This is a genomic window from Aeromonas sp. S12(2024) (assembly GCF_041402305.1).
Taxonomy (GTDB): Bacteria; Pseudomonadota; Gammaproteobacteria; order Enterobacterales; family Aeromonadaceae; genus Aeromonas; species Aeromonas veronii.
Genome location: NZ_JBGLRB010000008.1, coordinates 1 through 14,060, shown reverse-complemented (window position 1 = coordinate 14,060; position 14,060 = coordinate 1). Strand labels below are relative to the sequence as shown.

General features: G+C 58.2%; 11 protein-coding genes and 1 rRNA gene. 7 read left to right on the top strand and 5 right to left on the bottom strand.

What is annotated here, in order from left to right; all coding sequences use genetic code 11:
- Both ACB035_RS09590 and rfaD read right to left on the bottom strand, forming a co-directional pair.
- Positions 1 to 1,761, bottom strand: a complete 1,761-nt coding sequence (locus ACB035_RS09590) for a polysaccharide deacetylase family protein (protein WP_371167162.1) — start codon at positions 1,759 to 1,761, stop codon at positions 1 to 3.
- A gap of 118 nt (positions 1,762 to 1,879) precedes the next feature.
- Entirely contained in the window at positions 1,880 to 2,836 is a 957-nt protein-coding gene (rfaD, locus tag ACB035_RS09585; protein WP_040069912.1) for an ADP-glyceromanno-heptose 6-epimerase, read from the bottom strand.
- A gap of 158 nt (positions 2,837 to 2,994) precedes the next feature.
- Between rfaD and ACB035_RS09580 the strand changes: the two genes are divergently transcribed.
- The 5 genes from ACB035_RS09580 (at position 2,995) to ACB035_RS09560 (ending at position 9,043) form a co-directional block, all read left to right on the top strand.
- Positions 2,995 to 3,639 carry a TetR/AcrR family transcriptional regulator gene (locus ACB035_RS09580; protein WP_005340848.1) on the top strand — a complete coding sequence of 215 codons (645 nt, stop codon included), beginning with the start codon at positions 2,995 to 2,997 and terminating at the stop codon, positions 3,637 to 3,639.
- Between the two features lie 115 nt (positions 3,640 to 3,754).
- A complete protein-coding gene (gene kbl / locus ACB035_RS09575; RefSeq protein WP_371167161.1) occupies positions 3,755 to 4,945 on the top strand; it encodes a glycine C-acetyltransferase in 1,191 nt (396 codons plus the stop codon).
- Between the two features lie 55 nt (positions 4,946 to 5,000).
- The gene (gene tdh, locus ACB035_RS09570; protein WP_005340852.1) at positions 5,001 to 6,029 is read left to right on the top strand and encodes an L-threonine 3-dehydrogenase; all 1,029 of its coding nucleotides are present in this window, start codon (positions 5,001 to 5,003) and stop codon (positions 6,027 to 6,029) included.
- A 197-nt stretch (positions 6,030 to 6,226) separates the two neighbouring features.
- Positions 6,227 to 6,682, top strand: a complete 456-nt coding sequence (locus ACB035_RS09565; protein WP_041234042.1) for a cytochrome c5 family protein — start codon at positions 6,227 to 6,229, stop codon at positions 6,680 to 6,682.
- Between the two features lie 84 nt (positions 6,683 to 6,766).
- Complete coding sequence (locus ACB035_RS09560; RefSeq protein WP_371167160.1) at positions 6,767 to 9,043, top strand: putative bifunctional diguanylate cyclase/phosphodiesterase; 2,277 nt, start codon at positions 6,767 to 6,769, stop codon at positions 9,041 to 9,043.
- A gap of 2 nt (positions 9,044 to 9,045) precedes the next feature.
- Here ACB035_RS09560 and rep read toward each other — a convergent pair whose 3' ends face one another.
- Complete coding sequence (rep, locus tag ACB035_RS09555) at positions 9,046 to 11,058, bottom strand: DNA helicase Rep (protein WP_371167159.1); 2,013 nt, start codon at positions 11,056 to 11,058, stop codon at positions 9,046 to 9,048.
- Between the two features lie 180 nt (positions 11,059 to 11,238).
- Here rep and ACB035_RS09550 point away from each other — a divergent pair, with 180 nt between their 5' ends.
- Positions 11,239 to 12,459, top strand: a complete 1,221-nt coding sequence (locus ACB035_RS09550; RefSeq protein ID WP_371167158.1) for an aminotransferase class V-fold PLP-dependent enzyme — start codon at positions 11,239 to 11,241, stop codon at positions 12,457 to 12,459.
- A 13-nt stretch (positions 12,460 to 12,472) separates the two neighbouring features.
- Positions 12,473 to 12,907 (top strand): SufE family protein, encoded by a 435-nt coding sequence (locus tag ACB035_RS09545; protein ID WP_362772680.1) that lies wholly within the window; start codon positions 12,473 to 12,475, stop codon positions 12,905 to 12,907.
- A 21-nt stretch (positions 12,908 to 12,928) separates the two neighbouring features.
- Here ACB035_RS09545 and tcdA read toward each other — a convergent pair whose 3' ends face one another.
- Positions 12,929 to 13,765 carry a tRNA cyclic N6-threonylcarbamoyladenosine(37) synthase TcdA gene (gene tcdA / locus ACB035_RS09540; protein ID WP_371167157.1) on the bottom strand — a complete coding sequence of 279 codons (837 nt, stop codon included), beginning with the start codon at positions 13,763 to 13,765 and terminating at the stop codon, positions 12,929 to 12,931.
- Positions 13,766 to 13,958: 193 nt separating this feature from the next.
- Positions 13,959 to 14,060 (bottom strand): 5S ribosomal RNA (rrf, locus tag ACB035_RS09535); the annotation flags it as partial.

Below are 14,060 nucleotides of genomic sequence, written 5' to 3'. Positions count from 1 at the left end.
TCATTTCCTAAACACATAATTACCGCGAATTTTGCGCCACAATCCGAACACATCGGTTCGGGGGAAGATAGCAATCCGGCGGATCTGGTAGGGGTCCTGGTGCATCGCTTTGGGGCCGCTATTGGTAGCAACGGCAAAACGATACCCGGCAGCGATAGCCTGCTCCTTGGCACTCTCGTTCATATCTCCGTAAGGGTAGGCAAACGAGAGCAACGAATGGCCAAGCAGGGCCTCCAGTTGGCGTTTATTCTCCTGAATTTCATGGGCTTGTTGTTCGGGTGTGAGCTTGCTCAAGCGGGGGTGAGTCAGGGTATGACCCCCAATCTCCACATGACCGCTAGCGGCCAGCGCCTTGACCTGCTCACCACTCATCAATGAGACCTTGGTATCCGGATTGGTCGGATGATCCACATCCCAACGGTTATAACCTTCGCCGGTGACCACGTACACCACGGCTTTGTAACCATATTTTTCCAGCAGTGGCAGCATGCGGGTCAGGTTGTCCTGATAGCCGTCATCGGCGGTGATCATCAGGTACTTCTTGCCGTATTGCAGACGGTAGATAAAGCCTTTGTCTGCCAAATCACGGAAAGTTAGTGTTTCGTAGCCGAGCCACTTCATCAGTCGCAGATGCTTCTCGAACATGGAGATCGGCATCCAGGTGCCATGCACCCCTTTCTCGCTATCCTGCTCGATAAAACGGTGGTACATGATGACCGGCATCTCGCGGCGCAGTGTTTCGACTACGGCATCCTGATAGATGGTTTCGAGGCCAGATACTACCCCCTGCAAGCCATACTCATCTTGAATGCGTTGGCGAATGGCTTCCGGCACCGTCTTGCTGGTCAAAGCGGTCTCGATTTCTCCCTTAAGGGCAGCAAAATCGATAGCCAGATCCTTGGGGCCGATATCGCCAAAATTGCTGGCCAGCGCCTCATCGAGATTTCGTTCCGTCACCAGACCAATGGCCCTGGCTTCACCAATGGCAAAGGCGGGCCGACCACAGAGCAGTGCTTCCATCGCTACCCGACCGGCGCCGATCACCAGATCGCAACTCGCCAGCAGAGCGGGCACATCGTCAACATAGCCAACAAACTCGGCACGGCCTTCGAAACGGGCAAAGCGCTCAGGCACCTTGGTACCACTGACAATCCGCACCTTGCAGGCATCCAGATCGAGTACCTCGTCGAGCAGACGGTAACAGAGCTCCCCTTTGGGGCCGCTCAAACGGCCAATGATAGCAATCACCGGCTTTGGGTTGTCCGGCACAGGCACAGGCTGGAATTTGTCGGTTTCGATACCGTTGCGCAGCACCTGCACAATGGCGGGATCCACGCCAAGGTTGTCGATGATCTGCCGGGCAATATCCTCACAAACGGCAACCGCCCTAAGCCCAAGGGCATGGAAGGCTTTGCGCGAAGCGTGCACTGGCTGGCGACCATGAACCGTGGTGATCATCGGGGTGCCAGTCAGCTTGCAGGCCACATAACTGCTCCAGCCGGAGGCGCGGGAGTGAGCATGCACCAACTGAATATGATGCTTCTTGATGAGATAGATGAGGTAAAAGACGTGCCAGAAGCGGCGCAGAATGCTGCGCTTGTTGAATCTCAGCTTGAAGACGGGACCAAGCGTCGGCTTGGTCAGGGTATCTGACACATAAAAGACGTTGTGACCACGCCGGGTCAGTTCGTTACCGACCGTGGTGGCATAGACCTCAGCTCCCGTTACCTCGAGCTGGGAGAGTGCCATCAATATATTCATCGCGCGGTTACCCGGTAGATAAGAGAGGAACGGCAAGCAGCCACAGAGACCAGAAACCGGAAGCAGGCGAGTGCCCACTTCCGGTTTTGCGCTCAAACTGCCGCGTTGTGCTCACCTGTTAGCGGTTGAGCCAAGCCATGTAATCCGCTACCCCTTCGGCAACGGTTTTAAACTCGGCGTCATAACCCACGCTGCGCAGCTTGGTCATGTCAGCCTGGGTGAAGCTCTGGTAGCGACCCTTGAGGTGATCCGGGAAGGGGATGTATTCGATAGAACCCTTCTGATGATGCTTGATCACCGCTTCAGCCACGTTCTGGAATGGCTCGGCACGGCCGGTACCGCAGTTGAAGATGCCGGAGTGCTGCGGGTTCTGCCAGAACCAGAGGTTTACCTTGCAGACGTCGTCGATATAGATGAAGTCACGCATCTGACCACCGTTCGGGAAGCCATCGCAACCTTCGAACAGCTTGGGATTCTCGCCCTTCTTCACCTGGGTATTGAGATGGAAGGCAACGGAGGCCATGGAGCCCTTGTGCTGCTCGCGCGGACCGTAGACGTTGAAGTACTTGAGGCCAACAACCTGAGAGTTGATCTCCGGCATCCAGCGGCGCACGTACTGGTCAAACAGCTGCTTGGAGTAGCCATAGACGTTGAGCGGCTGTTCGAACTTGGGATCTTCGATGAAGTTGTCGTTGCGGCCACCGTAGGTCGCGGCAGAAGAGGCGTAAATGAATGGAATTTCACGCTCGATGCAGTAGTGGAACAGATCCTTGGAGTACTCGTAGTTGACCTCCATGATGAACTTGCCGTTCCATTCGGTAGTCGCAGAGCAGGCGCCTTCGTGGAAGATCACCTCGATGCCGTTGTCCCACTCTTCAAACTCGTCGCCGGAGACGATGCGCGCCTGAAACTCGTCTTTGTCCATGTAGTCAGCGATGGTCAGATCGACCAGGTTGACGAACTTGGTGCCGTCGGTCAGGTCATCAATGACCACGATATCGGTCCGTCCTTGAGCGTTCAGCTGCTTGACCAGATTGCTGCCGATAAAGCCAGCACCGCCAGTTACTACGATCATGGAGTTTGCCTCTCGTACGTTGATGGCTACATGTGACTGCTTGTTAAAGCTGTGTATAGTGAGCCAATTTGAAATTGCCGAAAAGTTTATCACGGGCCGTCCGGGGATTCGACCTTGTTCAAAACTGCCCCGAGCGGAACCTGTTGGAGGAATGAGTGATGAAAACCAGAGACAGGATCATTCACAGCGCGACCGAGCTGTTCAACGATCAGGGTGAACGCAACATCACCACCAACCATATTGCGGCGCACATGGGTATCAGCCCGGGCAACCTCTACTACCACTTCCGCAATAAAGAAGACATCATCCACTCCATCTTCGACCAGTATGCCCGTCACCTGAGCGAGAGCTTCGTGCCGACCCGCAACCGTGAAATCACCCTGCAGGATCTGATGGGCTATCTCGATGCCATCTTCTATCTGATGTGGCAGTTCCGCTTCTTCTACGCCAATCTGCCGGACATCCTGAGCCGTGACGAGCCGCTGCAACAGAAGTACCTCAAGGCCCAGGAGCAGATGCGTTCTTCCGTGGTCGCGCTGCTCAGAAGCCTGCGCGAAGGGGGCATCATAGATGTCAGCGATGAAGACCTGCCGGATCTGGGCCAGACCATCAAAATGGTGGTGACCTGCTGGATCCCGTTCCAGATTGCCCAGGCCCCCAACACCCGCATCACCAAACCTCTGCTCTATCAGGGCGTGTTGAAGGTGCTGTTCCTGCTGCGCCCCTATGTGCAACCCCAGGTGGCCGGACAGATCCAGCAACTGGAACAGCACTACCGTCAGCTGGCCCAACCAGCTGGGTGAGATCTGTTTCACATTTGTTGAATATCAGCACAATCATTTGAATTTACCGCAACAGATTGCAGTAAAATGTCGCCCTCTGTTGATACGCAGCTGAAATAGCCACTAAGGATCGAGGATGTCTAACGGATTCTATCGTCACCTGACCGAGCAACTGAACCAGGTGCAAGCTGAAGGGTTGTACAAGCAGGAGCGCATCATCACCTCCGCCCAACAGGCCAGCATCGCCGTCGGCGGTGAGCAGGTACTGAACTTCTGTGCCAACAACTATCTTGGGCTGGCCAACCACCCGGATCTGATCGCTGCCGCCCATCAGGGACTCGACAGCCACGGCTTCGGCATGGCCTCGGTGCGCTTCATCTGTGGCACCCAGGATCAGCACAAAGCGCTGGAGCAGAAGATGTCTGCCTTCCTCGGTACCGAAGACACCATCCTCTACTCCTCCTGTTACGATGCCAATGGCGGCCTGTTCGAGACCCTATTCGGCGCCGAAGATGCCATCATCTCCGATGCCCTCAACCACGCCTCCATCATCGACGGCGTGCGGCTGTGCAAGGCCAAGCGTTATCGCTACGCCAACAACGACATGGCCGAGCTGGAAGCCCAGCTCAAGCAGGCTGACGCCGATGGCGCCCGCTTCAAGCTGATCGCCACCGACGGTGTCTTCTCCATGGATGGGGTCATCGCTGACCTCAAATCCATCTGCGATCTGGCAGACAAATACGATGCGCTGGTGATGGTGGATGACTCCCACGCCGTCGGCTTTATCGGCGAAAACGGTCGTGGCACCCACGAATATTGCGGCGTGATGGATCGGGTCGACATCATCACCGGCACTCTGGGCAAGGCGCTCGGCGGCGCATCCGGCGGCTATACCTCCGGCAAGAAAGAGGTGATCGACTGGCTGCGCCAGCGCTCCCGCCCTTACCTCTTCTCCAACTCGCTGGCCCCCTCCATCGTTGCCGCCACCATCAAGGTGATCGACATGCTGGCCGAGGGTCACGACCTGCGCGCCCGCCTGAAAGAGAACAGCCGTTACTTCCGCGAGCGGATGAGCGCCGCTGGCTTCACTCTGGCTGGCGCCGACCACGCCATCATTCCGGTGATGCTGGGGGATGCCAAACTGGCCTCCGAAATGGCGAGCCGCATGCTGGCAGCCGGCATCTATGTGGTGGGCTTCTCCTTCCCGGTCGTGCCCAAGGGTCAGGCCCGCATTCGCACCCAGATGTCTGCCGCTCACACCCGCGAGCAGCTGGACAAGGCGATCGACGCCTTTATCCGCATCGGCCGTGAACTCGGCGTTATCTGATTTGAATCAAGGGGCTGCAGCCCCTTTTTTCTGCATTCATATTGAAGGAACAGCCATGAAAGCACTCTCCAAACTGCACAAAGAGGTCGGCATCTGGATGACGGATGTGCCGGCTCCCGAGCTCGGCCACAACGACCTGCTGATCAAGATCCGCAAAACCGCCATCTGCGGCACCGATATCCACATCTACAACTGGGACGAGTGGTCCCAGAAGACCATTCCGGTACCCATGGTGGTCGGCCACGAATATGTCGGGGAAGTGGTCGCCATCGGTCAGGAGGTGCGCGGCTTCGCCATCGGCGATCGGGTCTCCGGCGAAGGGCACATCACCTGCGGTCACTGCCGCAACTGTCGCGCCGGCCGCACTCACCTCTGCCGCAACACCATTGGCGTCGGCGTCAACCGTCCGGGTGCTTTTGCCGAGTATCTGGTGATCCCCGCATTCAACGCCTTCAAGCTGCCGGACAATATCCCGGACGAGCTGGCTGCCATCTTCGACCCGTTCGGCAATGCGGTGCACACCGCCCTCTCCTTCGATCTGGTGGGTGAAGATGTGCTCATCACCGGGGCGGGTCCTATCGGCATCATGGCTGCCGCCGTCTGCCGCCATGTGGGTGCGCGCCACGTGGTGATCACCGATGTCAACGAATACCGGCTGGAGCTAGCCCGCAAGATGGGCGCCACCCGCGCGGTCAACGTGGCCAAGGAGAAGCTGGCCGACGTGATGAGCGAGCTGGGCATGACCGAAGGCTTCGATGTGGGGCTGGAGATGTCCGGCGTCCCGAGCGCCTTCCAGGAGATGCTCGACAAGATGAACCACGGCGGCAAGATCGCCATGCTCGGCATCCCCCCCTCCACCATGGCCATCGACTGGAACAAGGTGATCTTCAAGGGGCTGTTTATCAAAGGGATCTATGGCCGCGAGATGTTCGAGACCTGGTACAAAATGGCCAGCCTGATCCAGTCCGGGCTGGATCTCTCCCCCATCATCACCCACAGATTCCACATCGACGAATTCCAGCAGGGGTTCGATGCGATGCGCTCCGGCCACTCCGGCAAGGTGATCCTGAGCTGGGACAAATAACCCATTTCACCCCTTGGGTACCCGAAACCCGGCGAATGCCGGGTTTCTTTTTATCTCCACCACCCGAATTGCCGTGATATCGCCCAAAACTTTGTACGCAGAGTGTTTAACACTTCACACACAAGCGTTTAAATGGCTGTAACTATTCGGTTATAATCCCGTCGTTTACATGGATAATAAAAGACTGCTGGGAGTATATGAGCGTGTTGAAAAAACTGAGCTATTTGCTGGCTGTCGGGATGACGGCCGCCAGCTTGTCTGGGGCAGTGCTTGCTGCCGATGAGATGTCACCGGAGGCCATTGCCGAGCGGATTAAACCAATCGGTCAGGTCTATACCGCCAAGGATCTGGAAGGTATTGCCGGCGCGAGTGCTGCACCGACGGCGGCCGCCTCTTCCGGTCCCCGCGATGGCGAAACGGTATACAAGGGCGCCTGCTTTGCCTGTCACGACACCGGCGCCGCCGGTGCCCCCAAACGGGGTGACAAGGCCGCCTGGGATCCTCGCATCGCCCAGGGCATTGATACTCTCAAGAAACATGCCATTGAAGGCTTTACCGGCAAGTCCGGCATGATGCCTCCGCGCGGCACCTGTGCGAACTGTAGTGATGAAGAGATTGAAAACGCCATCCACTACATGATCGACAAGCTGTAAGTATTTGAAAGGGCCGCAATTGCGGCCCTTTCAATCTATCGGCTTCCGACTACTCTTGTAAGGTAGACATATCGGGAGTTGCACATGTCGTCCCAATCCATCGAACCCCATTACTCAACTCCTCTGTTGGCGTTGGTCTCTTCCATTATGGACTTCCCGGCGCCACAAACCGCCACGTCTGACGATTACGATGCCCTGATCCAGCAGATTGACCAACTCTGCCCGCTGCAACATTTCGGCATGCTGGGCCTCTCCGATACCGGTCTGAACTGGCTTTACGCCTACAAGGTCAGCGACATCTTCAAGCAACAGCTGGGCCGTGAGCAGTCCCGCATCACCGATCAACTCACCCAGCTGGATGAAGCCGAAGGGTGGTGCGTCTTCCCCATCGAGCATGGCCAGATACAGTGGTTGCTGGCGCGTGGCACACCAGCCGACCTGCCGACCCTGCGTCTGCTGCTGGAGTGTCTGGCCAAACGGCTGACCGAAACCCAGGCGGGATCCCATCTCACCGAGCTCCCTTCACCCCTGATCCGCAAAGACCCGAACTGGAAAAAGAAAATCGAGAGCATCAGCCGCATCATGCGACTGGCCAACACCCTGCCCGGTCAGGCGCTCTTCTCCCAGCTGGAGGCGGTGCTGCGCCAGATGCTCGCCATTGAGGATATGCTGCTGGTCAGGCTAACCAGTCAGAAGCTGGAAAAGATCTACCCTGCCCATCCCCATCAAGGAGATGAGTTCATCAGCGGCTTGTGCCACAGCACCAGCAATATCGAGGTGAGCAGGGAGTCACGCTACTGGCACAGCATGCCGCTGCGGCTGCAACAACAGTACTTCGCCCACTTCATCATCAGCACTGCTCAACCGCTGGAGACCGACGACAAGCTGTTTCTCGACTTCCTGCGTGGCCAGCTCACCCTGCTGCTGGAGCTGAGACGGATCCGCCAGCAGCTCAACGACATCAATACCGAAGACTCCATCAACCAGCGGCTGCAACAGCTGCGTCAGACCAACCTCAGGCTGCAAAAGCAGCTCAAGCAGCATCAGGAGCTGGAACGGCGGCTGCAATTCGATGCGCTTCACGACCCGCTGACCCAGCTGCCCAACCGCGCGCTGTTGATGAACCACCTCAACCACGCCATGACCCACTACAACCGCTACAAATCGCCGGGATTCGCGGTAATTTTTATCGATGTGGATCATTTCAAGCAGATCAATGACACCCTGGGCCACAGCGCTGGCGATCAGCTGCTCAAGGAGGTGAGCCGCCGCCTGCAGACCTGCATCCGGCAAAACGATCTGGTGGCCAGACTGGGGGGCGACGAATTTGTCATCTATCTGGACAGCAGCAAGAGCGACGATGACATCAGCCCGGTGCTCAACCGCATTATCAGCCGTCTCTCCTATCCGTTCCGGCTACTCGGCAACGAGCTGAGCATTACCGTCAGCCTGGGGGTATCGAGCGTCTCCGAGCAAACCTCAGATATCAGCCAGCTGCTCCATCAGGCCGATTTGGCCATGTATCAGGCCAAGCGCAATGGTCGCAGTCGCATCGTCAGCTACTCGGATGATTGCATCAACCAGAACTGGAATTCGCCGGAAGAGATGCTGGCCAGAGCCCTGCGGGAGGGGCGTATCGTCCCCTATTTCCAACCGGTGATCCGGCTGCAGGATAGCCGCCTGACCGGACTGGAGGTGATGGCGCGCTGGCTGACCGAGGAGGGCATCCTGAAGGATGCGTTCGACTTTATTCCGCTGGCAGAGCAGTGCGGCCTGATTCTGGAGCTGGATTACCAGATCCTGCGCCACACCTGTCAGCAACTGAAGAACTGGCTGCCAATCTCCGGGCAGGGCAAGTTCAAGATCGCCATCAATCTGTCGGGCAAGCATCTGGTCAACCATGACCACATCATGCGACTGATGGGGATCATCGAAGAGGAGGGGGTCGCCCCCGGCTATCTGATTTTTGAATTCAACGAGCGGGAGCTGTCGCGGCAAGATTCCGATGCGCTGGCATCCCTGCACGAGCTGCGCGCCAAGGGCATCCAGATCAGCCTCGATGATTTTGGGACCGGCTTCTCCTCCCTCAACGCTCTGTTCCACTTCCCGGTGGATTACATCAAGGTGGATGACAGCTTTACGCAGCGGATGCTGCAATCACCCAAAGATTTGGCGCTGATCCGCGCCATGCGGGATATCTGTCAGGATCTCGATTACACCCTGGTCGTCGAGGGGATCGAGAACCAGCAGCAGTTGCAGAAGCTGATTGATATCGGCTGCCGGATGGGGCAAGGGCGCTATATCTCTCCGCCCATGCCGGGAGCAGACATAGTACCGCTACTGACCCCGGCCAATCCTTAGGGTTAATCCTTCTTGAACAACGCCCGTAGGTTGGCAACACCGACCTGCCCCTTCTGCTGGCGCTCCTCGGCAGTCACCTTCTTCTGGTTTTCCCATTCAAGATCATCCTGTGGCAGCTCCAGCAGGAAGCGGCTTGGCTCCGGACGTACCGACTCGCCAAACTGGCGCCGCTCCTTGCAGAGGGTGAAAGTCAGTTCGGTCTGAGCCCGGGTGATCCCCACGTAGGCGAGACGCCGCTCCTCCTCCACATTGTCCTCGTCAATGCTGGTCTGGTGGGGCAGCAAGCCCTCCTCCATCCCCACCATGTAGACATAGGGGAACTCCAACCCCTTGGAGGCATGCAGCGTCATCAACTGCACCTGATCGGCGTCATCCTCCCCCTCGTTACGCTCCATCATGTCGCGCAGGGTGAGGCGAGTGACCACCTGTGCCAGCGTCATCGACTCCTCCAGCTCATCCCCTTCAAGCATCTCGGTGATCCAGCGATAGAGGGTGGAGACGTTCTGCATCCGCATCTCGGCCGCTTTCGGGCTGGGGGAGGTCTCGTAGAGCCACTCTTCGTAGTGGATCTCCTTGATCATGTCCCGCACCGCCTCCACCGGATTGCCACGCTGCGCCTGATCGCCAAGGCGAACCAGCCAGTTGGTGAAGGCCTGTAATGCAGTGAGGCCACGGCCGGATAGGTGCTGCTCGAGCCCCAGCTCGAAGCTGGCGGCAAACAGACTCTTGCCGCGCTGGTTAGCATACTGACCCAGTTTTTCGAGGGTAGTGGGGCCAATCTCGCGGCGCGGCAGGTTGACCACCCGCAGGAAGGCGGTGTCCTCATCCGGATTCACCAGCAGCTTGAGGTAGGCCATGATGTCCTTGATCTCGGTGCGGGAGAAAAACGAGGTACCGCCGGAGATACGATAAGGAATCCGGTTGGTCATCAACGCCTTCTCGAAGATGCGCGACTGATGGTTGCCCCGATAGAGGATGGCGTAATCCTTGAACCGGGTGCGGTTCATAAACTTGTGTCCCATCATCTCGGCAGCGATCCGCTCCGCTTCGTGCTCCTCGTTCTTGGCGAACAGCACCTTGAGCTTCACCCCTTCATCCAACTCGGAGAAGAGCGCCTTGTCATAGACGTGCGGGTTGTTGGCGATCAGGATGTTGGCGCACTTGAGGATCCGCTGCTTGGAGCGGTAGTTCTGCTCCAGCTTGATCAGCTTGAGGCTGGGGAAATCCTCGCTCAGCAGCACCAGATTCTGCGGCTTGGCACCGCGCCAAGAGTAGATGGACTGGTCATCATCCCCTACCACGGTAAAACGGGCCCGCTCGCCGACGATCTGCTTCACCAGCTCGTACTGGCTGGTGTTGGTGTCTTGGTACTCATCGACCAGCAGATAGCGGATCTTGTTCTGCCAACGCTCGCGCACCTCCTGATTGCTCTTGAGCAGCAGGGTCGGCATAACGATGAGGTCGTCAAAATCCAGCGCGTTGTAGGCCACCATCTGGCGGTGATAGCGCTCGTAGAGCTGGGCCATCAGCACCTCTTCCGGCCCGCGGGCGATACGCATGGCGCGGGCGGGCAGGATGAGGTCGTTCTTCCAGTTGGAGATTTGGCTGATCAGGGCCGAGAGCTTGTCCTTGTCGTTGTCGAGCTCGTCTTCAGTCAATTCTTTCAACAGCGCCAGCTGGTCGGTGTCATCGAACAGGGAGAAGTTGGCCTTGAGATTCAGGCTCTTGTGCTCACGACGAATGATATCGAGCCCCAGGGTATGGAAGGTGGAGACCATCAGCCCCCGCGCCTCCTTGCGCCCCAAAGTCTGGCCAACCCGCTCCTTCATCTCCCGCGCCGCCTTGTTGGTAAAGGTGACCGCAGCTATGTTGCGCGCACTGTAGCCGCACTGCTGCACCAGATAGGCAATCTTGTTGGTGATGACGCGGGTCTTGCCCGATCCGGCACCCGCCAGCACCAGGCAAGGGCCGGAGACATACTTGACCGCTTCGTTCTGATTGGGGTTGAGCTTCATGGGCCGGATCTCTTGGCTTATGATGAGGGGCGGCATTGTACCAGAAATCACCCGATGAGCCGTACCTGCTGCACGGCAAGCAACCGCCAATCGGGCTTATCGCGCCTTGTGTTCGGGCGCTATTTTCAGGATCATGGCCGACCTTCGAAATGATGACTTTTTCCAGATAGTGAGGGGAGCATGAATCAGCAACAGCACAACCAACTGCGCAGCCAGTTTCCGGCCTTGGCGCAGGAGGTAAACGGCCACCCTCTGGTCTATCTGGACAACGCCGCCACCACCCAGAAACCGCAAGCGGTACTGGATGCCATCGCTCACTACTATCGGGTCGACAACGCCAACGTGCACCGTGCCGCCCACGCCCTGAGTGGCCGTGCCACCCGCGCCTTCGAAGCGGCCCGCGAGACGGTCGCCCGCTTTATCAATGCGCCCCGCAGCCACGAAGTGATCTGGACCCGCGGCACCACGGAGGCGATCAATCTGGTGGCCCAGAGCTGGGGGATGAGCGAGCTCAAGGCGGGGGACGAAATCATCCTCAGCACCTTGGAGCACCACGCCAATATCGTCCCGTGGCAACTGGTCGCCCAGCGCACCGGCGCAGTCATCCGGGTTATCCCCCTCGATGAGCGGGGCGATCTCGATCTGGCCGCCTATCACGCCATGCTGGGGCCACGCACCCGGCTGGTAAGCGTGGCCCACGTCTCAAATGCCCTCGGTACCGTCAATCCGGTCAAAGAGATGGTGGCAGCGGCCAAGGCAGTCGGCGCTCTGACCCTGCTCGATGGCGCTCAGGCGGTGGCTCATCTCGATGTCGATGTGCAAACCATCGGCTGCGACTTCTACGCCTTCTCCGGCCACAAACTCTATGGCCCGACCGGCATCGGCGTGTTGTGGGGACGCACCGAACTACTGGAGCGGATGCCGCCCTGGCAAGCCGGTGGCGAGATGATCGATCGGGTCAGTTTCAGCGGCACCACCTTCAATACCCTGCCCTTCAAATTCGAGGCGGGCACCCCCCACATCGCTGGCGCTATTGGCCTCGCCGCCGCCATCGACTTTGTGATGGGGCAAGATCGGCAATCGCTTGCCCAGCATGAGGAAGCGCTGACCGACTATCTGGTCGCTGGCCTGCAACAGGTGCCGGGGCTGCGTCTGGTCGGCGAACCAGGCCAACGCGCCGGTGCTGTCTCTTTCTTGCTCGACGACATCCACCCGCAGGATGCCGCCACCCTGATCGATATGCAGGGGATCGCCCTGCGAGTCGGCCATCACTGCGCCATGCCGCTGATGGAATCGCTCGGGATCGGCGGCACCATGCGCGCCTCCTTGGCCTGCTACAACAATCGGGATGATGTCGACGCCCTGCTGGCCGCCCTGCACAAACTCAGTGACTTCTTCTAAGGCAGACAACCGAATGAGTGACCTCGCAAGCTATACCCAGATTGGCCTTGAGCCCAACGCTGACACCATCCGCCAGCAGTTTGCCGCCGCTTACGGCTGGGAGAACCAGTACCGGCTCATCATCCAGCTCGGCAAGCAGTTGCCGGTTCTACCCTGCGAATGGCAGCAGGAAGAGTTCCGCCTCAAGGGGTGTGAAAGCCAGGCTTGGCTGAAGGGAGAACAAAGCGAGGATGGCTGCTGGCATTTTGCCTGTGATTCCGATGCCCGCATCGTGCGCGGGCTGATCGTTATCGTGCTGGCGGCGCTTAACCACCAATCGTCTGCGGTGATCCAGGCTTTTGATATGGAAGGGTATTTCAGCGAACTGGGGCTTGAGAAACACTTGAGCCCGTCACGAGGTAACGGGCTCAGAGCGATCGTGCTGGCGATCCGGGAGCAGGCAGTCTAACCCGCCTTGTTCATCGGTCGATTACGCTTCGCTAATCGACCCGGCGTTTTCATTCCCAGCATCTTTCTCGGCACGGGCACCCCGCTCGGCAATTTTCTTCAATACCCGGGACGCGGCAACCAGCCCAAAGGTTGCCGTCACCGGCGTCACAGCGCCAAAGCCGGAGGCGCAATCCATCTTCATGGTGCCATCGCTGGCCGCTTTGGCCTGACAGGTGCCACCATTGCCATCCGGATAACTCAGCTGCTCGGTTGAGAAGACACACTCCACCCCGAACTTGCGCGCCGGATTCTTGCTGAAGTTGTGCAATCGGCGCAAATCGGAGCGCACCTTGGCGGCCAACGGGTCTTGAAAAGTCTTGGCCAGATCGGCCACGGTAATTTGGGTCGGGTCCATCTGCCCGCCAGCACCACCCGCCACAATCACCGGGATCTTATTGCGCTTGCAGAAGGCAATCAGCGCCACCTTGGCCTTGACCGAGTCGATGGCGTCCACCACATAGTCAAATTCCTGCTTGATATGCTCGGCCAGATTGTCGGCGGTGACGAAATCGTCCACCTCGATCACTTCGCAATCCGGATTGATGGCGCGAATGCGCTCGGCCATCACCTCTGTCTTTAGGCGACCAACCGTACCCTGCATGGCGTGGATCTGGCGATTGGTGTTGGTGATGCAGATATCGTCCATGTCGATCAGGGTGATCTGGTTGATACCGGCGCGGGCCAGCGCCTCGGCCGCCCAGGAGCCCACACCGCCGATCCCCACCACACAGACCTTGGCCTGGCTAAAGGAACGCTGGGCATTCTGACCATAAAGACGGGCAATGCCCCCGAATCGCTGTAGATATTCTGCTTTCATACCACCACCTTGCTTGAGGGCGGCCATTATAGCGACAACCACCGCCAGCCGCGATGGCATAATCGGAGAAAATCGGGGAGGAAAAACAGGGAAAACGGCAGAGAAGAGGGAATAAAAGGTTAGTTATCAGACGATTTAATAAATTGCAGGCAATAAAAAACCCCGCTCGATGAGCGGGGTTCTTAAATTGGGTGCCTGGCAGTGTCCTACTCTCGCATGGCGAATGCCACACTACCATCGGCGCTACCGCGTTTCACTTCTGAGTTCGGCATGGGATCAGGTGGTTCCACGGCGC